A 22,779-nucleotide genomic window follows, 5' to 3' on the forward strand; every position below is an offset into this window, starting at 1 on the left:
GAATACTCATGGAAACCACCACGCCTGCCACATCACCTCGGCATAGCTGCCGAAGACGCGACGTCAAGAGGTGGACCTGCGCCAACACTCAATGCTTGCCCATCAACTACAGATAAGCCGGGAGGATGGCACGCTTGCTTTTGACCGATCCGCGGAACGTGGCCTTTTCGGCCGCTGTTTCGGAGCGGGCGTTGAAGGTGGCGAATTTCGTCTTCAGCTCCTTGGAGTAGGAGGGTGTCAGCGACCAGCGGGCAGGTTCGAGCCGGCGGACTGCCTTCTTGTCACCCTTCGCGGACTCCAGGACCACCGGCACCCGGGTTGTGGGTTTGATGTTCCATGCCGGCCCTGGCAGGTTCTCCGCCGCTTCCTGGACGTCGAACATGCTCACCAAGTCAGCGGTTGCCCGAGCGACTACGTATCGTCCACACATGAGCCCATTCTTTCCGGGTGGGGCCACGGGGTAAAGACCCTACAATTATGCGGTGAAGATCATCGGAACCCTGGAACACATCGAGAGCGGCGCCATCGAGCAAACGGAAGTGGAGGCCGCCGACTACCAGGCCGGCCTGGACGCCATGCGTCGCACCCTCCCGGACGGTCTGCGGCTGTTGAGCGTAAGGGTTTAGCGATAAGCAGGAAATCGTTGTATCAGGTATCGCGGCCGCCTCGCCTGCTGGCGGGGGAGTTGATTTAGGCCTTGCCGCCGGTAGTGCCGGGCCTGGTGGCTGGGTGAAGTCGCGAGCATCGGGAACCTCGCGCATGGGTTGCCTGGCTGTGGCTGGCAAGCTGGTGAGTGGTGCATTGTCAGAGTATCCGTGTAGCGTCTGTGTTGAAGTGGCCAACCATCCCCCAAGAGGTTGGCCACTTCGTCGTTTAACAACCGTGATCCGTGGCCAAGGCCGGGAGCGTCCCCCATGGTCCAAGACGTAGCGCTGCCGAGTCGCCGGCCGCCGTGGTCGAGTTTCCTTCAGCCGATGACGACACTGGTGGGGGAGCGGGGCCCAGGTTCGCGCATAGAGGTGCCAACTGTGGGGGATGGGGTTGCAAGCGCACGGGGATTTACGCCGGGGTACTTCACGCCCTGCCCCACACCCACCCAGCGCCGCGCACGCCAGAAACGACACCCAAACAGGTTCAAATAGTGGCTAACTTCAGCGAAATCCAGGGTAAAAATACCTATTCATCCATATGAATGAAGCGTATAATTGAACATATACAGCAGCACAGGCGAACGAAACTTTTGACCATACGAAACCAGGTACTGACGATGCTGACCATCACCCTTTACTCAAAGCCCGGATGCTTTGGATGCCGCAAGACGGCCGAGAAGTTCACCGCTCTGGGTGTCCCGTTCCAGAAAGTGGACCTGACGGCGACTCCGGCCGCCCTTGAATACGTCACCGAAGAGCTCGGATATGCGCAGGCCCCCATAGTTGTGGTGGATGACCACTTCCACTGGTCCGGGCTACGTCCCGACCTCATCGAGCAGGCGGCCACCCTGCACGCCGCCGCCATGGCCGGCGCCTCCGCTAGGGGAGAGTAGGGGGAGTGGCGTGGACGAGGAAGAGCTGGCCGGATTCATTATCCACGACGAGTTGGCGTGGCGCATCTGGATGAACGGCTACGAAATCGGGCTGGCCCAGGGCCATCAGGACGAGCGGGCCGGCATGGAGGACCTCGCCGACCTGGTCGCCCGTCGGCAGCTGGTCCTGGAATACTGCCAGGACCAAATCAGGGCCCAACGGGCCAACACGCTGAGCATGGCCGAGGTTCGGCAGGCCAGGAACCGGACCCGTATTGGCAATTACACCGGCGGACCGGTTCCCTGGGACAAGGACGGCCATGAGTAAGCAGAAGCCCTCGTCATTCGCCCCCTACTTCACCACCAGTGACGCGGACCAGGTCCGGGCAGCCTTCCTGGCCGCCGGCCGGCTGGAGGGTTACGCCTCCATCTCGGAGCTGATCGAGGCTGCCACCCTGAAGGAAGTGAAGCGTCTCCAGCGCAAACACAACCACGGCCGACCCTGGGAGGGTGCCGGCCCCGGGAGCCTGCGCCCGGGACAACGCACCCGGGCTGAACAAACCACGGAGCACCAGGGCAGGCCATGAAGATCGGAAGGGCCCGTCTGGTCAGGAATCATGGCCCTTGCCCTACCCCTACTGTTACTACTTCTGCTGAACGTCGTTCCATCGCTTGGGGAGATGCCGCCCGGCGGTCAGCCCCCGAACGCGGACACCATCCGGCATTGGAGACGGACGCTGGCCCGACGGGAGGCCTTCAAGCCATCGCACCTGCCATTTATCCGTAGACCCGCTAAGGCCTCGCCTTAGCCAGGGCAGCGACAGCCACAAGGCCATCTACGCCCGCCGCGGATTCCACCAGCTCGCGACGGGATGACGGCACACCCACGCTGGCCATGGCACCAGCCAGGCCACGGTGGACGGCGCCGCAGCGCGCGTCCCGCGCTGGCGCGACAGGGGTTGGGGAGCCCTCAAAATTCATGCGGCGGCGTGGTGTCCGTCCAGTAATAGTAATAGTAATAGTAGTATTACTATTACTATTACTACCAAAGGAGAGTCACCGTGGCCGAGCAGTCAGTCAAGGATCGCGTTTACGCCGCCGCCGAGCGCATTAGCGCCGAGAAGAACCCCACGGTCGCCACCGTGCGCGAAGCCGCCGGCGTGTCCAACGCCGACGCCACCAGGTTCCTGAAGGAATGGCGCGCCGAGCGTGACAGTGCCGGCTCGAAGATCGCCGCCACCCCGGCCACCATCACCGAGCAGGCCCTGCGCCTCGCCGGCACCGTCTGGGCGGAGGCAGTCCACACCGCCACGGCAGAGCACGCCATCATCGAAAAGGCCTGGCGGGACGAAAAGGCCCACAAAGACCGCGAAATCAACGAACTCGCCGCCGACCTCGACACCGCAGCCCGCACCCACCAGGAAACCATCAAGGACCTAATGGCCCAGGTGGAGGAAAGCAACCAGGCCGCCCGCGACAACGCCGCCACAGTGGCCGACGTCCGCGAGCAGCTGGCGCTTGTGGCACGGAAGCACGCCGAGGAAATTGCGGAGTTCAAGAGCCAGTTGGCAGAAGCCCGCGCCACCGTCGCCACGCTGCAGCAAACCCAGGACGCCCTCATTGCCCGGATCCAGCCCTCGACTGAGGGTAAGAAAGCCAAGTAGATCCATGGGAGCCTAGGGGATTGAGGACCAATGCTCACGAAAGTCACGCTTAGACCGGTGTCGGTAGACGATCGTTTACCGACACTCTTCACTGCCGTGGCAAGAAATCGGTTCAGCTAAATAGGTCTCGGGACGTTGGCGGTTTGTTCCCCCGTGTGTTGCGTGCGAACAGACCGGGCGTTGGTCGGTAGTCTGAGCCGATGATGGATCTCCCCGATGCACTTCCGAACGAGGACCTGCTCGCTACACTTCAGGCTGTAGCCGAAAAGGCGCATCGTTGGTCTGAAATTTCCGAAGCCTTGCGACGGCGCGAGTCCTCCACCGGGGACCTGCAGGCGGGGTGGTTGATGACGGCGTTTGACTACGTTCTTACGTATCCATTTGGGGGAGCATCTGGACGCCCTGGACGTGGGGCGTTTACAGAAGCCAATTCACTTAATGGGGATTGCTATCCGATGCCCCTGGCCCAGGTCCCGAATGAGGTCAGGACCCTGTGGAGTGAGACGGTAGAGGTCACTAATTCTCCGTTGTGCGGTCAAGTCCCGTGGAGTGGTGTAATCGTTTTGTGATGCTTCGAGGTTATCGAGGGTTAGAAGTTGTGATTCTCGGACGCGGTGGCGGGTGCTGTTTCCTCTGTTTGGTTGTGGTTGTTTGTCTGCCAGTCGGGGTTGATGGTGCCATCGGGGAGCCAGTAGTCTTCGGGCCAGGGCGCTGGCCTGCCGTGCTCGTCCCACCAGCCGGTGTCGTGGCCGGCGGCAAGGAGCGCGAGGTCATGGTGGTGTTGTGGGGTGGCGGGTTGGTTGGTGTTCATGCGGCGATCTCCATGCTTTCCAGGGCGGGCAGGTCGGTGTGTTGGCCGTCGCCAGGGTCCAGGGCTGTGAGGCGGCAGCGGGCGAGGACCTCGAGGCCGAAATAGCGGCGTCCCTCGGCCCATTCATCGCTTTGCTCGGCCAGCACGGCCCCGACCAGGCGGGTGATCGCATCACGGTTCGGGAAGATCCCGACGACGTCGGTGCGGCGGCGGATTTCCTTGTTCAACCGCTCATTGGGGTTGTTCGACCAGACCTGCTGCCACACATCCTTCGGGAACCCGGTGAACGCGAGGATGTCGGCCCGGGCAGCGTCCAGGTGCGCGAAGACTTTCGGGAGTTTGGCCTCGACGTAGTCCAGGAGCCGGTCGAACTGGGCGTTCACGCTGGCAGTGTCCGGCTGGTCATAGACCGAGTGCAGCATGGCCTTCACGGCAGGCCACAGGTTCTTCGGGGTCGCCGCCATCAGGTTCGCCGCGTAGTGGGTGCGGCAGCGCTGCCAGGACGCACCAGGCAGGTTCGCCGCGATGGCCTCGACCAGGCCGGCGTGGGCGTCGGAGGTGACCAGGAGAACCCCGGTCAGGCCGCGGGCGACCAGGTCGGCGAAGAACATGTTCCACGCCGCCCCGGTCTCACTGGTTGCCACCTTCAGGCCAAGCACTTCACGGTGCCCGTCGGCGTTGACGCCGGTGGCGACCATGACGACCGCGTTGATGACTCGTCCGCCTTCACGGACCTTCATGGTCAGTGCGTCGGCGGCGACGAACGTGAACGGGCCTGCGTCGCCCAGGAGGCGGGTGCGGAACGCGGCGACTTGCTCGTCGAGGTCCGCCGCCATGCGGGAGACCTGGGATTTTGACAGTGAGTGGATGCCCAGGGTCTTCACGAGTTTGTCCATGCGGCGGGTTGATACCCCGGCGAGGTAGCAGTCCGCGACGACGGTGATCATGGCCGCTTCGGCACGCTTGCGCCGTTCCAACAACCAGTCCGGGAAATAGGTGCCCGCCCGCAGTTTCGGGATGGCGACATCGATCGTGCCGGCACGGGTGTCGAGCTCGCGGTGGCGGTAGCCGTTGCGCTGGGTCAGGCGCTCGGGTGAGGGCTTGCCCCATTCCGCACCAACCACGGCATCCGCATCGGCGGACAGCAGCGCGTTGATCATGGTTTGCAGCAGATGACGCATCAAGTCAGGTGACGCGTCACCCAGAACTTCAGTAAGTACGCCTGCAGGGTCGACAATATGAGGAGCGGTCATCGTGAGATGTCCTTTCGAGTGGGATGTGAGAGTTTCCTCGAAGGACCCACGGTGACCGCCCCCATTTCAGGGCTACCGGTCACCGGCGGGTGTTACACCACTCTACGGGGCACTACTCGTTGTGCCTGGCACGGCTTCACCATCTTCTGTTCGAGATGCGTGAAAGAAATGCAGGCCTGCATGCCAGGGTGGCAGCGGCGGCATATTTAGAGCTCGGAACCGGGGCGCTTGACCGTTTGGATCGCGTCCTTTTTCTGTATTGGTCACGAGAGCTGGCCCGTCGGATCAAGGCCCACGACGATGCCAAGCAAGTCATTAGGCCGCTATTGGGAATCGCGGAGGACTCTCTTGCCCAAGAGAGCCCTGAGCCGGGCGTGGCACTGCCAGCCCTTCAAATTCTGGCCGAAGAGGACCCCGGAAACGCGGCCCTTCCGGATCTCCTGTGCCAGGCACGAGAGACTTATAACCAACCTTGGCTGGTTGAGCGGGTTATCGCCATTCAAGAAGTGGTGGCCCAAGGTGACACCGACAGAAAGCAACAGTTGAGGCGGGAACTGGTGCAGCACGCATATGACTTTGCCGAAGGCCATGAAGGGATGCTGAGGATGGCCTATATGGAGGACGCCGCGCGCTTGGCAAGGGACAAAGGATTCCCTGACCTTCTGCTGAAGGCGACCAGTGCTATGCAGGCCATGACTTTGGACGATCTCGATCTGAAAAAGCATGCCTTCACGGTCCCTTTCCCTAAAGAAGCAGTTGATGCATATATCGCTTCTCTCGTCGGGAGCGCTTCGCTTGCCGATGCGCTCACAGCGCTGACCAAGAACGAGCCACCCACCGGAGACAAAGACAAGAACACTGCGCAGGCCGAGCATTTGAAATCCATCGCTGTATTTTCCAGCCTGATCCCTAAAGTGCATCTTGGCGACGATGCCCTTCCACGGGTCAAGGCAGTCACGGATGAGGACAGGGAGGATGAACGGCTCGCTGAAGTGGAGGCATGGAACCTGATTATTGGCGCCGAGGTAACGGCGCAAATCCTGAGTGCACTTCTGGACCAATTCCATCCGACGTTGGAAGAACTATCGCAGATCCTCCAATCGCGGCCTCACGTCCCGCCACATGCAGCCCAAACCATCAGCAAGGCGCTTCACGCCTTCGGCTCTGAGCATTTCGAGGAGGCGGCAGCACTCGCAATGCCGAAAATTGAGACGCTTGTACGCGCACGCCTAGGCATGACCGGCGACCTTCAATACCGCATCCAAAAACAACAGACCCCGGGCCAGTACCCGACGCTGAATAGTCTCCTGGCGGCCCTCAAGCCAAACGTCGATCCTTCATGGCACCGATTCCTTCGGACCTTCTTGGTAAGTCGCTTTGGCCGTAACTACCGCAACGAGCTCCTGCACGGTTTCGTCGCTGAAGTCACCCGAAAGGATGCCGCCTTGGTTCTCTTGTCCGCTCTCTATCTTGCTCTTGCACAGTCTGTGCCGGTCACCATCGAAGATGCGGAGTCTGAGACCACCGCCATGTGATCTTCCGGGACTTTTCCACGAGGTTTCGACGAAAGTCAGTGTCACTATGCCGGCCAGAATCCTGACCGTCCGGCTATGACATGCGGCAGGAGAGTGTCGGCCGAGACATGGTCTCAGTTCAAAAGGAATTGGAACCTCAACTCCCGTGCTTAGTGCGGTACTGATCTGGAGCCGGGTGTCGGTAGCCGATCGTCTACCGACACCTGGCCGCGTGCAACGAAACGCGAAGAGCCGAATAGACGCGGAGATGCCACAAGTACCCTGCACGGGCCGAAACGCAGCCCGAGCGCACTCTCTGCTGCCGTACGGTTAAGCCCTCTGAGGCAAATAGCGACAGTTCATATAGGGTTTGGGGATGAGCCCCGTCCTTGGTGATCTGCCCAGTTGGATCACAATGTTCATTGCTCTCGGTGGTGTCATCTATGGCGGGTACAACCTACGAAAGCTCACCCTAGACCGCCGACGCGGGCAAGCAGATAGGGTCTACTTCGGGATCGAATTCGATGATGGCAACCAGCGGGACATCATCCATGTGATGAACCTGAGCGACGCCCCGATAACAGCTGTTCAGCTCTATTTTTGCGACTACCCTGCGCGACAATGGGAGGCTCAAGCCTCAAGGCCGCTGTTGATGATGGGGAACGATTGGGAAATGGATTTACGTTATCCTGAAGGACTGCAGTTGGTCCTGGGGTACGTAAGTTTCAACGATGCATCGAACCGTACATGGTACAAGCTCAGCAATGGGAAATTGTACTCGGATCGTTCCCATCCAGGCATTTTCGCCCAGCTACGCTATTTCCCAGGCGGGTGGGTCATACGCGTTAGGACTTGGCGTTTGAAGTCTGAGCAGAAGGAAGATTGGCTCCGAGAGAACGGTTTCGTGGGCGGGCTATTCCGATGGGGTTTCGCAAAAGATTATGAGGACTTTTGACCCGCCCTTCCGTCGCAACGGTGTTTCTATCGAGAAGATCTTCGCTGCGCCCTCTCAAGTAAGTGAGGGAGGAAAACGTGCGTCACGGGATACTTTTTGGAAAAGTGAAATATCTAACTGTAGCCTCGCTGTTGCCTAATGAGTAGTGGCAAGCTGCGGCAAGCAGGTTGGCAACATCCCTGTTATTTTCAGAAGTCGTCTGCACCAGTTAGCAGGAACTACTTTTTTGAAGCCTCAGTAGCACCTGTTGCCGGGACCCATCGGTAGAGGGTGGGTACGGAGACGCCGAGGCTGTTAGCGACCTCCCGGGGCGGTGTTCCCTGGTTGAGGAGTTTGCGTGCAGAGCGGATCTTGGTCTCCGTCATGATGCGCTTGCGGCCGCCGACCCGTCCTTGTTCGCGCGCGGCTTGCAGTCCTGCCTGGGTGCGCTCGACCATGAGTTCCCGTTCCATCTGGGCCAGGGAGGCCATGACGTTGAAGAAGAAGCGCCCGGAGACTGTGGTGGTGTCGATCGCGTCGGTGAGGCTGGCAAATCCTACGCCGCGTTTGTTTAGTCCGCCGGCGAAGTCCAAGAGGTCTTTGACGCTCCGACCCAGGCGGTCCAGTTTCCATACTACGAGGGTGTCACCTTCACGCAGGGTGTCCATCGCCTGCTCGAGTCCGGGGCGTTGGGACTTGGTGCCGCTGATCGTGTCTTCGTAGATCTTGTCGCATCCTGCCTCCTTGAGGGCGTCGAGCTGCAGGTCGAGGTTCTGGTCCCGGGTGGAGACCCTGGCGTAGCCGATGCGATGCGTGGTCATAGGTGTTCTCTTCTCAAAACTCGTGTCGGGGCCTTGGTTCGACTGTACCGTTTCGAGAACTATTTGTGAGAATACGGGTCGGCTGCCACTTACTACTTTGCTGATGCGGTTTTCTGGGCCAGGACGCCGCACCACCTCGAGATGTGGCCATACCAGAGATTCTCGATTAGATACATTCTTGAAATCCTTCGTTTTCGAGAATGGCCGCCACGCCGCAGTGCGCCACCCGGGGACGTCCTCCGGGCGAGGCGTGCCTTTCCGAACGGGCCGGGCCTTACCTGTGCAGGCGAGTTCTGACATTCCGTGCAGACGACTTCTGAAAATGACAATTGGGTATGTGAGATATGTGGGCGTGAGACACGTCCGCTAAGTCCTCCGTCTCATGTGTAACACCACCTTTTGCGGCCGGACTCATCGGGGGCTGTCGTTGCCGTGGAACCTTTCAAGGCGGTTGGTTCCCAGAGGCTGAGCTACCGTTGAGCATTCTCCGGGGCGCTGTTCCATAGGGGAACGCGAAGCGGAAGACTTCAATTTGATGGCTTCCGCAACACCTGCAATGAGACACAGCCAAAGCGTCTACATAACGCCCGCGTGTCAACCGCAAAACATGATCTCGACCGGCAGCTCGACGCGCTTCGCGCCGAGGGCATCCCCGCCAAACACATCTACGTCGACAAGAAATCCGGCTCAACCACCAATCGCCCGGGACTCCACGAGGCCCTGGACCGGGCACGTGATGGCGATGTGATTGTCGTCCACACCTTGGACCGGCTGGTCGCACGGTCAGGGACACCTTGAATCTCATCCATGACCTGGCCGACCGCGGCGTGGGGTCCGTAATTTGGCCGATCCGATCCGTTTGACTCGGCAAACCCGGAGGACCCCATGTCCCAGCTGGTAGTGGTGATGGTGGCGCTGTTCGGACAAATGGAACGGACCTATGCGATCGAGCGGGCAGTCCACGCCCGCGCCGTCGCCACCAGCAAGGGAAAACGCATCGGCCGGCCCAGCGTTGTCGATCCGACGAAACTCGACTACGCGGCGCACCTGCGCGACGAAGGTCTCTCCATCAGCCAGATCGTGGAGAAAATCGGCATTACACGCTCCAGTCTCTACCGCCACCTGCCACCCCGACCGCCAGAGACGCTGACCGCCGAGGATGAACACGAAACCCGCTGAAGCGCCCGGATTTGATCGCTGGTGCAGACGACTACGGACCGGAATGCAGCTTTGCGCAGGGGACTTCGGACATATCAATGTCAGAAGTCCCCTGCACTACCCCGAAATGACGGCGTTCCCAGTGCAGTCGCCTTCGAAAAACGACACCCCGGTGGCCCGGTCTTTGGTTTCGACAACACCGTGGGCCGGTCCGCCCCTGTCAGGCCAACAGACAATCATACTTAACTACGTCAGGCCGTCTATCGTGCGTCCTACCTTGCCCCTAAGAACATTCCTTTTGGCTCATCCGCAGTGATTTCTCCGTCTTCCATAACTATATTTCCCCGAAGCGTTGTCAGAACGGGTACTCCTTGCGCGGGTGTGCCCTCCCAAACTGAGTAGTCGGACTTCCCCCTCAGTCGGTCAACCCCCAACGTCATTTCTCGCTCCGGGTCGATGACAACGAGATCGGCATCGGCGCCGACAGTGATCGCACCTTTTTGCGGATAAATGCCATATCTCTTAGCCGGATTCTCAGAAAGCAGGCGGGCCATCGTTCGGAGGTCTATGCGACCCGTGGCAACCCCGTTGGTCATCATCAGTGCAATGGTATCTGCGAACTGAATGTTGACGCCGACCCGGCAGCCCCAGAAGTCGGCGCCGGTCTTGTAGGTAGCAGAATAGGTGCAAGTGTCCGTACCGATCGTTTGTATTGTGCCGTCGACTACCGCATCCCAAAGTCCGTCCTGGTCGGCCTGGTGGCGCAACGGGGGCTGGATCTTGGCCATGCCACCCAACTTTCGTGCATCCATCTCTTGCGCCGTGGCATTCAAAAACAGCGTCAGCGTCTCGATGGTCATCTTGGTGCCCTGGGACCGCATCCATCTGATTGTGTCGAGTGTTCTCGCCGTGCTGATATGGACGGGGTAAAACGGCACAGATAGCTGTGACGCAATCATTCCGTAGGTGTACACCTGGGCACTCTCAGCCCATTCGGGCGTGGTGTCCGCCCATGACATTAGAGTGGCGGGTGCGTCAGATCTGCGCATGCGGTCGACCAAGAGTCCGCGCACTGTCGGTTCCTCTGCATGGATCTTCGCGAACCCAGCCCTCCCACCCTTTCGAATTGCCTCACACGCTTCGAAGAACAATGCCGGCGGAAAGCCGTTTGGGTTCATGCCGAACGCCTCAGCCTGTTCACCGATATAGCCGGTAAAGAACTTGAACCCCGATGCCCCTTGCGCGATCAGCGAGGGAATCTCATCAATCCCGGCCCTATCCGTCACCACGGAATCAATGACAAAGTCGCAGTAGGACCGTCCCGTTCCCGCACGCTTTGTTTGGTTGTACAAACCGGTCAGTGAGTCGGACCCGACGAGGGTGGTTGTCGCCACGGTCGTGACGCCGCCGATGAGGGCATCTTTGCTATTTATGGTGAAATCAGTGACAAGGGTATCCTCGTCCCATCTATCCCCACAGCCAAAATGAGTGTGCGGGTCCATCACGCCAGGAAACAGGATCCGACCATCTAGATTAACTTCACGGAATCCTTGTCCAAGTTCGTCGTCCGAACCGACATGCGTGATGCTTTCGCCATCAATTGACACACCCCCTTGGACGAGACCGGAAGGAGTCACAACTACACCGTTTTTGAAAATCAGGTCGTGAGCCATTTGCTGCTACCTTCCGGAGGCCTGGAGGGCGCTCTGTTCGGCCCGGTCCTGAAAACTGCCGCCGGTGCAAACAATCATGGCGTATGTAGTCGCGACCATCCGTGGTGTGTCGTATCCTTGCTGCTCGACTACAAACCCATATGTCATCTTGAAATGATTGGGGCGCTTCTCGGTGGCGCCAAGAAGAGTGATCTTTGCCCGAATCGGAATTCCCACGTACATGGGCGCAGGCCACCGCACCCCGTCGACTCCGTAATTGATCGTGTGAGCGTCCGCATTCGAATAGAAAAGGGAGTTAGGAATCATTTTCAGAAAGCGCGTCGTGAGCGCAAGAGTGAACAGCCCGTAATTAACTGTCGTTCCGCCAAATAGATCGAGCTCCCTGGCGCGTTCCGGGTCGTTGTGCATGGGGTCGAGATTTCCAGTGATCGCGCCGAAAACATCGACATGCGTTTGGTCGATCGTGATCCATTCCGTGATCTCCTCCTTCCCGATTTCGTCAGCGCGGCGCTTGAGTGTTTCGGTTACGGGATGCATGGTGCACCTTTCTTGAGGTAATTCGAATTTGCGTAAGCGTTCGCCTTGCCCGTTCATCGCGAGAACGTTTCCGCCTATTGGGTTGGGTTTGTGCGTGGAACGGGCTAGCTTGGACCCTTCGGTGGCCTGCAAAGCGCGACCCCTGGTGGGGTGTCACGCCGGGCGGCCGTGGTTGACGATCGGCGCCTCTATTCAGACGACAGCACCCTTGGGTGGTCGAGGTCGAACTTCTCTTCGGGTGCGCTGAACCGCGTCTCATGGCGCGACTCCCCAGCATCCTTTGCGATCAGTACATAAATTCCGGCCGCAAGGACCGCTCCAATGGGCCAAGAGAAGGCAGCCACGTCATGCAGCGTCGGAACGGTAGCTGCAATTATTGCGACTAGCGCAGATGGTATAAGCGCCGCGACAGCACGCGGGTTCCAGCCGCGGTGGTAGTAATAAGCTGCGCTCGGCGAATCGGAGTAGAGGTCGTCAAGCGCTACCCGTTGCTTCCGCACCATGTAGTAGTCCACGAACATGATGCCGAAGAGAGGTCCGAGGATAGCTCCGATTGCGCCGAGGAAATAGTTGACCGCGACTGCACTGGAATACAGATTCCACGGCAGGATAATGAATGCGATGACGGCGCTGATGAGCGCTCCACGCTTGAAGTCGATGTGCTTAGGCATCAAGTTGACGACATCATAGGCCGGCGACACAGAGTTGCAAACGACGTTGATGCCGATCGTGGCCACCATGAACGTCGACGCGCCAACGATCGTGATGACGGGGTTATTAATCGCCGCCACCAGATCGACGGGGTTGGTGATCGCCCTGCCGAATACTTTGATGGAACCCGCGGTGACGAATACGACAACGAGTACAAACGCCAGCCAGTTGACCATGAGGCCCCAGAAGTTCCCACGACGAACTGAGCGACGATCTGGTGCGAAGCGGGAGAAGTCCGAGAAGTTCAAGAGCAATGTTGCAACATAAGCGATTGTCAACGACACGCCAGTGAAGAACAACAAGGCTGATTGGCCGCCGGAGAGATTCTGAGTGCCGAAATTCCATGGAACGCGACCACCGGTTTTGAACGCGATCCACAGTGCCAGAAAGAGCATCACCACCCAGACGGTCGGGCCGGCCCAGTGCTGGAACTTGCGAATGCGTTCCATACCGCGCCGGACAACCAGGAGTTGCAGGAACCACATCACAGCGAATGACACCCAGCCTAGGAAGGACAGACCTAGAAACCCCCCCGATGTAAGTGGCGAAAGTCCGGGGGCAATCTGAACTGCGAGAACGACAAGGGCGGACGACGCAAGCCATGTCTGTATCCCGTACCATGCGATCCCGGTGATGCCCCTCACCACGGCCGGAAGATTGCCTCCGAAGACGCCGAACGAGATCCGGGCGAGTACGGGGAACGGCGCACCAGTTCGTTGACCGGCGAATCCCGAGAGGGTCATTAGAACGCATGCGATGGCCATTCCCAAGAGTAATGCTGCGAGAACCTGCCAAGCAGCCAAGCCCAGCATGAACAGCCCTGCCGCCATTGCGTACCCGCCGAGTGAATGAACGGTCGACATCCACATGGTGACGATGCTAAATGTTCCCCAGTGTCGTTCCTTTGCCGGGGCGAGGTCTTCGTTGTATAGACGCGTACTGTGCTCTGTCATGGTGAATCTCCTCAGGATGTGCTCTTCGACGACAGAAACACGCAGAGCCCCCCTTGTGGCTCTGTAACCGTCGAGACGGATCTGGTTGGCAGTCGCCTCGAAGCGGGTCCTTGTTGCCCATGCCTGGAGAGAATGCTTATGCCCATTACAGCCGGTATGTGCTGGTGCGACGCATGGTGTGCTCTCCAAAGTTGTAGTGCTGGCACTGTGGATCCATCCAAACAGTGCACATAGGGGCGGCTCGTTCAGGGCCGCCGGGTGCACGGGCTGGGGCCCCGCGTGTCCGGGCCGCACAACTCCGGCGGCACGTACCCAGGCGGCTCACGGGAAGGGTGGAGTAATCGTTGAACTGTGTGCAGCCACAGGGGAGTAGAGACGACTTCTGGGGTCTGCCACATTGAGGTGGCGTCCATCTCCGCCGGAGAATCGTTGGAGTCGGCGACGGTCCGTACGTTCGCCCAAGTTCGAGATAGGAAGCCCTAGGATGACTAAACCAATGCGCTATGCCAACGAGGCACTCAACTCGCTGGACGAGCAGGGTATTCGGAAGTTCCAAGAGAAAAGGATGCTCGCACAGCTGAGTTACTGCCTCGCCAATTCGGATTTCTATCGCCGGCGTTTTGCGGACCTGGGCATTGACCCCAAGGATGTTCGGACGCTTGATGACTACCAAGCGCTTCCCGTCATCATGGACAAACAGCAGGAACGTATCAGTCAGCAAGAGTCGATCGACAGGCATAGGCATCCCTTCGGCGCTCACTTGTGCTGTTCTCCTAGGGATATTGGATTGGCTGCCACGACGAGTGGCACGACCGGTGATCCCACGTTCTCGTACACACTCGCCCGGAGCGATCTTCTCAACTTGGCGGAAGGGTTCTCCTACTTTCTGTCCTACGCTGGCCTTACCCGAGGTGACCGGGCGATGTTTTGCCACTCACTGGGAATATATGCCACGTCGAGCCTGCTTCCACCCATTCGGAGCGCAGGGATTCTCCCGATCGACGTGGATGTGCGGGGCGGCGCCGAGGCGATCTTGAAGGCCGCTCGGCTGACGTTTCCTGATGCCTTGATGACCACCCCTTCACTGGCTGAGCATCTGATCACCAGAATGCCGGAAACCATCGGCATCGAGCCCAAGGAGCTCGGGCTCACCGCGCTTTTCACGGTTGGGGAAATTGCGATCGGGATCCCGCACATCCGCCAGAAGTTGCAAGATGCATATGGCTGTCGCGTATACGACTGGACCGCCCCGATGGGACAGACGCTCGCATTCTCATGCGATTCTGAAGAATATTTCGGAATGCACGCCGTTACCCCTGATCTCGACCTTTATCCACTGGACCTCATCGATGTTGAGTCCCGAGAGCCACTAGAGATCCACGATGGCGTAATTGGTGAAGCGATGTACACGTCGCTGAGCCGCCACGCCGTCCCAGTGCTGAGATACGCCTCTGGTGATGTGGTGCAGGTCTTCACCGAGCCGTGCCCAGGTTGCGGTTTCCGGGGTCCCCGCGTCAAGGTTGTCGGACGCTCGGATGACATGCTGATAGTCAAGGGTTCCAACGTCTATCCCGGTGCAATTAAGAAGTTGGTGGCAGAATTTGCCCCGGCCGTGACCGGAGAAATGCGGATCATCCTCGACACACCACCTCCTCGCGTCGAGCCGCCGCTTCGAATTCGACTTGAGTTCGGTTCAGACACGAGAGAAGGTGATCTCCCCGGCCTCGCGTCAGAGATCGGATCTCGTCTGAGCAGCCGCCTGCACGTAAAGCCTGAGATTACGTGGCATGCACCGGGGACTCTGCCAATATCGATGACTAAGACTCCTCTGTTCGAGAAGAACTACTGAGTCTGTTGCCTGGGTCGTGCCAGGTTAGCCGCGAACTTTCATCGGGCAGTTCCCCTGATGCGCATCTTTGACGGCGCCTTCACCAACCAGCAGAACGACGGCGGCCTAGGTGTACTGCCCTGGGAGGGTGGTCAGGCGGCTGATTGGGCGGCCTGTTCCCGGTGGCGGGGTGGAACCTGTGGTGATTGTAGGGGTGGGGCCACCCTTTCAGGGCGGCTCGGCGTTCTAACTCGCCGCCGTAGAGCCTGAAGTAGGCCCAGCTGTCGATGAGGGTACGGTGGAAGCGTTCGACCTTATCATTGGTCTGGAGCCGTTCGGGCGGGTGCGCTTGTGCTTGATGCCGGGATCAGGCGCATGCCCGGATGGCAGGCTCAGCCTGGATGCTATCTCCGGCATTGTTGCCCGGCAGGTCTTGGCAGGGCTCAACCCCAGGGTCAAAGGGCAATGCCGCCCGAGCCCGTCATGGGAACAGAATTTATCATGGCTGAGGACGACAGAAGGCTCGGGAACCACCAGCGCCGCCGAGGACGTCCTGGACGAACTGCGCCTCCGTGCGTTCGTCCAGGACGAGGTACATCCGGTGATTACCGTCTTCTGAAAGCGCGGCGAGTACCCGTTGCGCCAGGTCGAGCGTCTGGGTGATGATCTCTTGCGCGACGGCATTCCGGTGGAGGGCTTGCCCTGAAGTCCACGATGGCTGCAGGGTTTGTGAACATGGGGAACAGCCGCGGCGATGGTTCCATCGGCACTGTGATCGTGGTCCAGATGACCGTTCCGGATGAGGCAGGGAAGCTCACCCGGTGCAGGCCCCGTTGCAAAGCACACCTGCACGCACACTGCAAGGTCCACTGCCACGGCCGCCAACGCCAGGGACCTGTTCGGCGGAAACGGGCATCCTGCTGGGCAAGCGAATCGCCCGGTATTTTGCAGACATCGAGGCGATCCACACCTACGGGGCACGTAAACCGTCCAGACCCTGATCATCGGCTGCTCCAACACCGGCATCTCCACCTTCAACTAAGCGCCGTCGGATCCGTGACCGGCACCCGGCGTCCGCCTCCCCGGCCCCACTTATTTCCACTGATCCCGCCCGAAAGGCAATCCCCATGAGTTCAAAGCCCATAGTCCCCGTCATTCTCGGCGGTGCCCGCACGCCCTTCGGCCGCATCCGCGGCGGCCTGGCGCCCCTTTCCGCGAGTGATCTCGGTGCCCACGCCATCAGGGCAGCCCTGGAGCGAAGCGGTGTCACCGCGGAACAGATCGGCGCTGTCATCGTCGGACAGGTCATCCAGGCCGGGGCGGGACAGGGCCCGGCCCGGCAGTCCAGCCTGGGCGCGGGGATCGGCTGGGACGTGCCCACCGTGACCGTGAACAAGCTCTGCCTCTCCGGCCTGACCGCCGTCATCGACGCGGCCCGGATGATCCGGGCCGGTGAGGCAGACTTCGTGGTTGCCGCCGGGCAGGAGTCCATGACCAATGCCCCGCATCTGGCCAAGGGACTGCGCGCCGGGGTCACCATTGGGGACACCTCCATGGTCGACTCGCTGAACCATGATGGGCTGCAGGATCCGTTCAGCGGCGAGCTGATGGGCGCCTCGACCGATGCCGGAAACGCCGCCCGCGGCATCAGCCGCGAAGACCAAGACGAACTGGCCGCGCGATCACACCGGCGCGCCGACGCCGCCCGCGCCGCCGGCATCTTCGCGGACGAGATCGCCCCGGTGAAAGTCCCACAGCGCAGAGGTCCAGCGCTGACGCTCGACGCCGACGAGGCCATCCGGCCGGGAACCACCGCCCAGGCACTGTCCGCGCTAAAGCCCGCCTTCTCGAATCGGCCCGACGCGACAGTCACGGCCGGCTCATCATCCCCGCTCTCCGACGGGGCCTGCGCCCTGATCATCGCCAGCAAAGCCGCAGCCGAAGCAGCCGGGCTGGAATGGATCGCCGAGATCGGTGCACACGGCCAGACCGCCGGTCCCGACGGGTCCCTGCATTCCCAGCCCTCGCGCGCCATCGAGGCCGCGCTCAAACGCGAAGGCCTGGGCAGCGATGACCTGGACCTGATCGAAATCAACGAGGCCTTCGCCTCCGTGGTCATCCAGTCGGCCAAGGACCTGGGTCTGGACACGGACCGCATCAACGCCGACGGCGGGGCCATCGCCCTGGGCCACCCGGTCGGCGCCTCCGGCGCCCGGCTCGTGCTCCACCAGGCCCTGGCATTGCGTCGCCAAGGCGGCGGAACCGGAGTGGTCGCCCTGTGCGGCGGAGGCGGCCAGGGCGACGCCCTGATCCTCAGGAGCGCCAAATGAGCGCGGCGTCGTTCACAGCATGGGCTGAGCCCCTCTACGGCGGGGACTCCACCCATGTCGAGCTGAGGGAAATCCCGCTGCCCGGGGCCGGCACCTTCGCCCTGATTACGATCGTTAACAGCAACGACCGGAAGCCCGCCACCTTCAGCCCCGGCTCGCTGTTGGAACTGGGCACCCTGCTGGAAGGCGTCAGGAAGCGGGCGGCCGCCGGGGAGCTCGTCGGCGTCGGCGTCACCGGGCAGCACCGCTGCTTCGTCGCCGGCGCGGACCTGACAGCCATGAAGGAGCTCAAGGATCCGGAGTCCGCGCGCCGGATGGCGCGCCTGGGCCATGACGTCTTCGGCATCCTCAATGACATGGACGTGCCGACCTTCGCCTTTATCAACGGCGCGGCCATCGGTGGCGGCCTGGAAATCGCCTTGGCCGCCGACTACCGCACCATCTCCTCGGGAGCCAACGGGATCTCGCTTCCCGAGGCGTTCCTCGGCCTGGTCCCGGGCTGGGGCGGTGTATACCGGCTGCCCCGGCTGATCGGCCCGGGCAACGCGGTGAAGGTGATGATTGAGAACGCATTGAGCAACAACAGAGTCCTGGACGGCACGTCCGCATTCGAACTCGGCATCGCCGACACCATCTTCGAGCCCACGGACTTCCTGGAACAATCCCTGGCCTGGGCGATCGGTGTCATCCATGCAGACGCTGCCAACCGGCACCAACTTGGGCAACGACGGGCAGCAAAGGCTGCCTATACCGCGGCCGACTGGGACACGGCCGTCGCCCGCGGCCGCACCGTAGTCGAGACCAAGACGGCCAATGCCGCACCAGCACCGACACGGGTGCTGGATCTGCTCGAAAGAGGCCAGCACCTGAGCCCGAACGAATCCGCGGACCTGGAAACCGATGCCCTGACCGAGCTGATCCAGACGCCGCAGTTCAAGAACTCCGTCTATGCGTTCCTCGACCTGCTCCAGCGCCGCTCCAAAAATCCGGTTGGCGCCCCCGACCCGAAGCTGGGGCGCCCTGTCACCAAAGTCGGCGTCGTCGGTGCCGGTCTGATGGCCGGACAGCTGGCCCTGCTCTTCGCCCGTCAGCTGCAGGTGCCCGTGGTCATGACCGACATCGACCAGGCCCGAGCAGACAAGGGAGTGGGCTATGTCCACGCCGAGGTGGACAAACTCCTCATCAGGAAACGCATCTCCATCGATGCAGCCAACCGCACCAAGGCCCTGGTCACCGGATCAGTGTCCAAGGAAGCCTTCGCCGACGCTGACTTCGTCATAGAGGCTGTCTTCGAGGAACTGTCCATCAAAAAGCAGGTCTTCGCAGAGGTCGAAGCCGTGGTCCGCCCCGAATGCATCATCGCCACCAACACTTCCTCACTGTCCGTCACGGAGATGGCGGCCGGTCTGCGGCATCCCGAGCGCGTGGTCGGCTTTCACTTCTTCAACCCGGTGGCCGCCATGCCGCTGCTGGAAATCGTCCAAGCCCCCAGGACCAGTGACGAGGTCCTTGCCACTGCGTTTGGTCTCGGCAAGGCGCTGGGCAAGACCACTGTGCTGGTCCAGGACTCGACCGCCTTCGTGGTCAACCGTGTACTGCTCCGACTCATGGGTGAAGTGGCTGCCGCGTTCGACGAAGGAACCCCCGCGGAGGTGGCTGACCATGCACTTAAATGCATGGGCCTTCCGATGACGCCATTTACCCTGCTGGCCATGATTGGCTTGCCCGTTTCCCTGCATGTGACCCGGTCCCTGAACGCCGCTTTCGGGGACCGGTTCCCCGTCTCGGCGAACCAGCAGAAACTCATCGATCACGGCATCACGTCCCTGTGGGAGCTTGACCCGGACGGCAGCCGGTCGGTTCCCGACCGCACCCTGGAAATACTGGAATTTGGTGATTCGCCTAGCACCTCCGAGGGACTGCTGGTCCGGGTCCAGGACGCCCTCGCCGAAGAGATCGCCCTCATGCTGGACGAAGGCGTCGTCGTTGACCCGGACGACGTGGACCTTTGCATGCTCGCGGGCGCCGGCTGGCCCCTGCACCTGGGCGGCATCACCCCCTATCTGGACCGGACCGGTGCCTCCGAAAGAGTCAACGGGCGGTGGTTCCGTCCAGCCTCCCACGAGGCACTCACATCCAAACCAACCGGTCCAAACAAAATTCCTTCGAATTGACCCGGCACAGTGTAAAACACGTTAACCAGTTTGTTCTTGTCAACTGGCGGCCATCACAAGCGGAAGGCCGAACAAGCCAACTGGTCCTGCATCGGGCATAGCGGGACTCCAAGTTCGCCGACGCGGAAAGAGTGCCGACCGTTAGGGACGACAGTGGCAGGCGCTGTCGAGATGAACTCCGTCGCCCAGGTGTCATGACACTGCAGCGCCCTTCCTGCAAGACATCACGAAATACGAAGGATGTCAGGAAACCCTGACACGTAGGGGAATGCCTGTCTCTGCGGAGGAGTGGCATACCAAGGTGTTGTCGGCAACACGGCCGCCGGTGCTTCGTGTACTGCGCTGGGTCTGTGCTCATATCAAAGAGGATGACATGTCCGCGCTACGATCATCGGTGAGGGCGCGAGTGCGCCCCCGGCGAGGAGGCCTGCAATGTCAAAGGCGAGACTGTCCCCTTTCGAGCGCATCTTGTCCACTCGCCTGCGCTCTGAAGCAGCAACCCTGGCTAATTGGTTCGCCGACGCAGTGGAGCGCGACGTGCCCGAGTATCGTGTCTTGGAGAGTGAGGGCGAGGGCGGCTACCTGCGCGAATCCTTCACTCGACTAATTTTGACTTTTGTAAAGCACTTACATCAACGCGACACGGATCCGGATGAATCGTTCGTTGCGCAGACGCGACAGCGAGCGTACGAGGGATTGCCGCTCGAGTGCATCCTTCACGCCTGGCGAATAGTTGGACATCAACTGTGGCTTTGGCTTGAGGATCAAAGAGAAACCGCAGATGGGAGTAGCGTCAGTTTTGCTGGACTTTGGTCTTCTTTCCTGGATTTCTCCGACTTGACGATCGAGGCGTCATCTCGCGCCTATAAGGATGCACGTGAAAAAGCTGATCTTTCGAGCCAAATGGTTGCGAGTACGACGTTCGAACGCCTTCTCACTGAACGAGATCCATCGGAAGTCGCTCACGGATTGAGTCGACTTGGGGTGTCGAAGGGCCCGATTGCCATAGTAACTAGTGAACTCGACGGTGAACCCAACGGTGCAGAGAGGAGTAGCGCCACGTTTGTTCCATTACTATCGGTGATCACAACCGCGGCCGGCGTCCGACCCCCATGGGTCATCCACGGAAAGATGCTAATTACCATTGTTGAAATTACCGACACGCTGAAGCGACGTCTGACCATCGTTGCAGAACAGCAAAGCAAGATGCGAGTCGGCCTGGGGCCATCAACTCCTCCCGAATGCAACTTAGCTGACGGCCTCCGCCGAGCCATAATGGCATTGGGGTTTGCATCAGATGGCCGCCGCTTGGTGGAAGCCGATGCAATGACTGTTTTTGAAATCATCGCCAGCCGGACGCCGATCGAGTCTTCCGATCTGCCTCCGTGGGTCCACACGTACCTATCTGAAGACGCCAAGCGATCCTCAAGCTGGTCGAGCACCGTGGATGCGCTGCTGGCACATGCAGGGAATGTCGTAGAAACGGCGGAGGCGCTGTTTGTGCATCCGAATACAATCTACTATCGACTGTCCGTAATGCGGTCGTTTGGCATCGATCTGACGGAACCCGAGACCCTGGTTGCAGCAAAATTTGTGGGTTTGCTCCTTGAGCGTCACAGTCGTGGCCAACGTCAGCTCGATTCAGTAGAGTGAGGTGTTTGGAGTCGACGCCATTCGGTCGAGAGAACTCGCTCTCGTTGGGCGTGGGATGAACCGCCATACTGGTTGAACCGCGCCAATTGGCAAGCAATCGCGAGTCGATAGTTTTCACGGCCCCCGCCAGGATCGGTATGGCCGTCCTCTGCCCAGGGAACCGGTGGTCAAGCTATACGCGCAGCTGATGCCGGTTTTCTGCGGCAGGACGCCGCACCACCTCGACGAGCGACCCCAACCGGAGATTATCGATTCGATGCGTTCTCGAAATCCTTCGTTTCCGAGAATCGAATTCGGGTTGCTGCCCGGAAACCGGGGGTGTCATTCGGGCACGGGGAGTCTTCAACCTCATGGCTCAACCGTCACAGTGCCTGTTTTCTCATGTGGAGGCCATCCTTCTGGCAGTATTTCCGTATGGAGTGGATGTGGACAATCGTCGGTGCGGTTTTGGGTATCGTTGGAATGTTTGTATTCGAGTACCTTTGGTCGCTGATCGCCCGCAGGTCGGGTGGCACGTTAGCCATCGAGGGTACCTGGTGTGAATGGACTCCCGAAGGGTATGGGCGCCAGTTTAGCGTCGGAGTGATCAAGTACAGGTTCTGGAAACGTCGCTACGATTTTGATGGAACGAACTACTATAACGATGGTCGCCCCTATTGTCACTGGAGTACGACGGCAAGCTACGTAGACAAGGAACGCAAGGAGCTTCACTACATCTTCGCGAACCACGACCTATCGTCTCCGCAGGTGCAGTCATACGGGTATGGGGTCGTTTCACTGGTGGTGAGAGGGAAGGAACTCGTCCCAAGCGACGGTTTCTATCTCTATAGCGGCTCGAACGGTGCTCGTCAGATGGGCCACTCAATGCTGAGGGTGACTGATTCCGCACTGTTCCTTGATCGTTCAATGAACGTGGCAACGGACTTGCAGAAAGTGTTGCCCAACGAGTGGCAGCAGCGATCAGATGCCGCCAAGGCCAACTAAGCCACGCGATAGAAGCGAGGCCCGTTGTATCCGTCACGGGTGACCTGTTCGGTAAACATGGTCAGTGGGCGCACCCAGAAGCTGTAGTCGTCATAGAGCTTTCGGTAGTAGACAAAGTAGATTTCCGTCTCACTGTGGCGGCCGACCCCGAAGACCTCGTACCTCTCCCCTTTGAAGTGCTCGTAGATTCCCGGCTCAAGAGACATAGTCAGGCTTCTTCCCCAGACCAGCTATGCACATCATCTAATGAAAAATTCCT

The 22,779-nt window shown here is 60.1% G+C and carries 22 protein-coding genes and 1 pseudogene; 14 read left to right on the top strand and 9 right to left on the bottom strand.

The features are described from left to right. Positions 1-106: 106 nt before the first annotated feature. Positions 107-430: an SOS response-associated peptidase gene (locus MMF96_RS15595; protein WP_256884063.1), complete on the bottom strand. Its 324-nt coding sequence runs from the start codon at positions 428-430 to the stop codon at positions 107-109. Positions 431-482: 52 nt separating this feature from the next. Between MMF96_RS15595 and MMF96_RS15600 the strand changes: the two genes are divergently transcribed. The 5 genes from MMF96_RS15600 to MMF96_RS15620 all read left to right on the top strand — a co-directional run bounded on the left by MMF96_RS15600 (position 483) and on the right by MMF96_RS15620 (position 3,186). Continuing rightward, positions 483-626 carry a hypothetical protein gene (locus tag MMF96_RS15600; protein WP_256884064.1) on the top strand — a complete coding sequence of 48 codons (144 nt, stop codon included), beginning with the start codon at positions 483-485 and terminating at the stop codon, positions 624-626. A gap of 644 nt (positions 627-1,270) precedes the next feature. Next, positions 1,271-1,543, top strand: coding sequence for a glutaredoxin family protein (locus MMF96_RS15605; protein ID WP_256884111.1), 273 nt, complete (start codon positions 1,271-1,273; stop codon positions 1,541-1,543). Positions 1,544-1,553: 10 nt separating this feature from the next. Next, complete coding sequence (locus tag MMF96_RS15610) at positions 1,554-1,850, top strand: hypothetical protein (RefSeq protein WP_256884065.1); 297 nt, start codon at positions 1,554-1,556, stop codon at positions 1,848-1,850. Continuing rightward, a complete protein-coding gene (locus MMF96_RS15615; RefSeq protein ID WP_256884066.1) occupies positions 1,843-2,109 on the top strand; it encodes a hypothetical protein in 267 nt (88 codons plus the stop codon). The genes MMF96_RS15610 and MMF96_RS15615 overlap by 8 nt, the downstream gene beginning before the upstream one ends. 474 nt (positions 2,110-2,583) lie before the next feature. Next, complete coding sequence (locus tag MMF96_RS15620; RefSeq protein WP_256884067.1) at positions 2,584-3,186, top strand: DNA-binding protein; 603 nt, start codon at positions 2,584-2,586, stop codon at positions 3,184-3,186. 589 nt (positions 3,187-3,775) lie between these two features. Here the strand turns inward: MMF96_RS15620 and MMF96_RS15625 are convergent. Beyond that, entirely contained in the window at positions 3,776-3,997 is a 222-nt protein-coding gene (locus tag MMF96_RS15625) for a hypothetical protein (RefSeq protein ID WP_256884068.1), read from the bottom strand. Further along, on the bottom strand, positions 3,994-5,250 hold the full coding sequence (locus MMF96_RS15630; RefSeq protein WP_256884069.1) for an IS256 family transposase: 1,257 nt from the start codon (positions 5,248-5,250) through the stop codon (positions 3,994-3,996). Before MMF96_RS15630 ends, MMF96_RS15625 begins: the two co-directional genes overlap by 4 nt. A 155-nt stretch (positions 5,251-5,405) precedes the next feature. On the opposite strand from MMF96_RS15630, the gene MMF96_RS15635 reads away from it, so the two are divergent. Both MMF96_RS15635 and MMF96_RS15640 read left to right on the top strand, forming a co-directional pair. Continuing rightward, positions 5,406-6,785 (top strand): DUF4209 domain-containing protein, encoded by a 1,380-nt coding sequence (locus tag MMF96_RS15635; RefSeq protein WP_256884070.1) that lies wholly within the window; start codon positions 5,406-5,408, stop codon positions 6,783-6,785. Positions 6,786-7,140: 355 nt separating this feature from the next. Further along, complete coding sequence (locus MMF96_RS15640) at positions 7,141-7,719, top strand: hypothetical protein (RefSeq protein WP_256884071.1); 579 nt, start codon at positions 7,141-7,143, stop codon at positions 7,717-7,719. Between the two features lie 218 nt (positions 7,720-7,937). Here MMF96_RS15640 and MMF96_RS15645 read toward each other — a convergent pair whose 3' ends face one another. After that, positions 7,938-8,519: a recombinase family protein gene (locus tag MMF96_RS15645; protein ID WP_256884072.1), complete on the bottom strand. Its 582-nt coding sequence runs from the start codon at positions 8,517-8,519 to the stop codon at positions 7,938-7,940. A 591-nt stretch (positions 8,520-9,110) separates the two neighbouring features. Here MMF96_RS15645 and MMF96_RS15650 point away from each other — a divergent pair. Together MMF96_RS15650 and MMF96_RS15655 are read left to right on the top strand one after the other, a co-directional pair. After that, a complete protein-coding gene (locus MMF96_RS15650; protein WP_256884073.1) occupies positions 9,111-9,317 on the top strand; it encodes a recombinase family protein in 207 nt (68 codons plus the stop codon). 87 nt (positions 9,318-9,404) lie between these two features. Further along, complete coding sequence (locus MMF96_RS15655) at positions 9,405-9,698, top strand: helix-turn-helix domain-containing protein (protein WP_256884074.1); 294 nt, start codon at positions 9,405-9,407, stop codon at positions 9,696-9,698. A 251-nt stretch (positions 9,699-9,949) separates the two neighbouring features. On the opposite strand, the gene MMF96_RS15660 is transcribed toward MMF96_RS15655, so the two are convergent. From MMF96_RS15660 to MMF96_RS15670, 3 genes are all read right to left on the bottom strand, one after another. Further along, complete coding sequence (locus MMF96_RS15660) at positions 9,950-11,350, bottom strand: dihydroorotase family protein (RefSeq protein ID WP_256884075.1); 1,401 nt, start codon at positions 11,348-11,350, stop codon at positions 9,950-9,952. Between the two features lie 6 nt (positions 11,351-11,356). Then, the gene (locus MMF96_RS15665) at positions 11,357-11,887 is read right to left on the bottom strand and encodes a MaoC/PaaZ C-terminal domain-containing protein (RefSeq protein WP_256884076.1); all 531 of its coding nucleotides are present in this window, start codon (positions 11,885-11,887) and stop codon (positions 11,357-11,359) included. Positions 11,888-12,075: 188 nt separating this feature from the next. After that, positions 12,076-13,551: an NCS1 family nucleobase:cation symporter-1 gene (locus MMF96_RS15670; RefSeq protein WP_256884077.1), complete on the bottom strand. Its 1,476-nt coding sequence runs from the start codon at positions 13,549-13,551 to the stop codon at positions 12,076-12,078. Positions 13,552-14,047: 496 nt separating this feature from the next. On the opposite strand from MMF96_RS15670, the gene MMF96_RS15675 reads away from it, so the two are divergent. Beyond that, a complete protein-coding gene (locus MMF96_RS15675; RefSeq protein WP_256884078.1) occupies positions 14,048-15,400 on the top strand; it encodes a phenylacetate--CoA ligase family protein in 1,353 nt (450 codons plus the stop codon). 105 nt (positions 15,401-15,505) lie between these two features. On the opposite strand, the pseudogene MMF96_RS15680 reads toward MMF96_RS15675, so the two are convergent. Continuing rightward, positions 15,506-15,742 (bottom strand): annotated as a pseudogene (locus tag MMF96_RS15680) (integrase core domain-containing protein); the annotation flags it as partial. Positions 15,743-16,506: 764 nt separating this feature from the next. Between MMF96_RS15680 and MMF96_RS15685 the strand changes: the two are divergent. The 4 genes from MMF96_RS15685 (at position 16,507) to MMF96_RS15700 (ending at position 22,520) form a co-directional block, all read left to right on the top strand. Then, positions 16,507-17,709, top strand: coding sequence for an acetyl-CoA C-acyltransferase (locus MMF96_RS15685; RefSeq protein ID WP_256884079.1), 1,203 nt, complete (start codon positions 16,507-16,509; stop codon positions 17,707-17,709). Next, positions 17,706-19,883: a 3-hydroxyacyl-CoA dehydrogenase NAD-binding domain-containing protein gene (locus MMF96_RS15690; RefSeq protein WP_256884080.1), complete on the top strand. Its 2,178-nt coding sequence runs from the start codon at positions 17,706-17,708 to the stop codon at positions 19,881-19,883. Before MMF96_RS15685 ends, MMF96_RS15690 begins: the two co-directional genes overlap by 4 nt. 432 nt (positions 19,884-20,315) lie before the next feature. Beyond that, entirely contained in the window at positions 20,316-21,536 is a 1,221-nt protein-coding gene (locus tag MMF96_RS15695; RefSeq protein ID WP_256884081.1) for a helix-turn-helix domain-containing protein, read from the top strand. A 414-nt stretch (positions 21,537-21,950) separates the two neighbouring features. Continuing rightward, positions 21,951-22,520: a hypothetical protein gene (locus MMF96_RS15700; RefSeq protein WP_256884082.1), complete on the top strand. Its 570-nt coding sequence runs from the start codon at positions 21,951-21,953 to the stop codon at positions 22,518-22,520. Here the strand turns inward: MMF96_RS15700 and MMF96_RS15705 are convergent. After that, positions 22,517-22,726 carry a DUF1653 domain-containing protein gene (locus tag MMF96_RS15705; protein WP_256884083.1) on the bottom strand — a complete coding sequence of 70 codons (210 nt, stop codon included), beginning with the start codon at positions 22,724-22,726 and terminating at the stop codon, positions 22,517-22,519. The genes MMF96_RS15700 and MMF96_RS15705 overlap by 4 nt on opposite strands. Positions 22,727-22,779: the final 53 nt, after the last annotated feature.

This window comes from Arthrobacter sp. STN4 (assembly GCF_024539665.1).
In the GTDB taxonomy this organism is placed as follows: Bacteria; Actinomycetota; Actinomycetes; order Actinomycetales; family Micrococcaceae; genus Specibacter.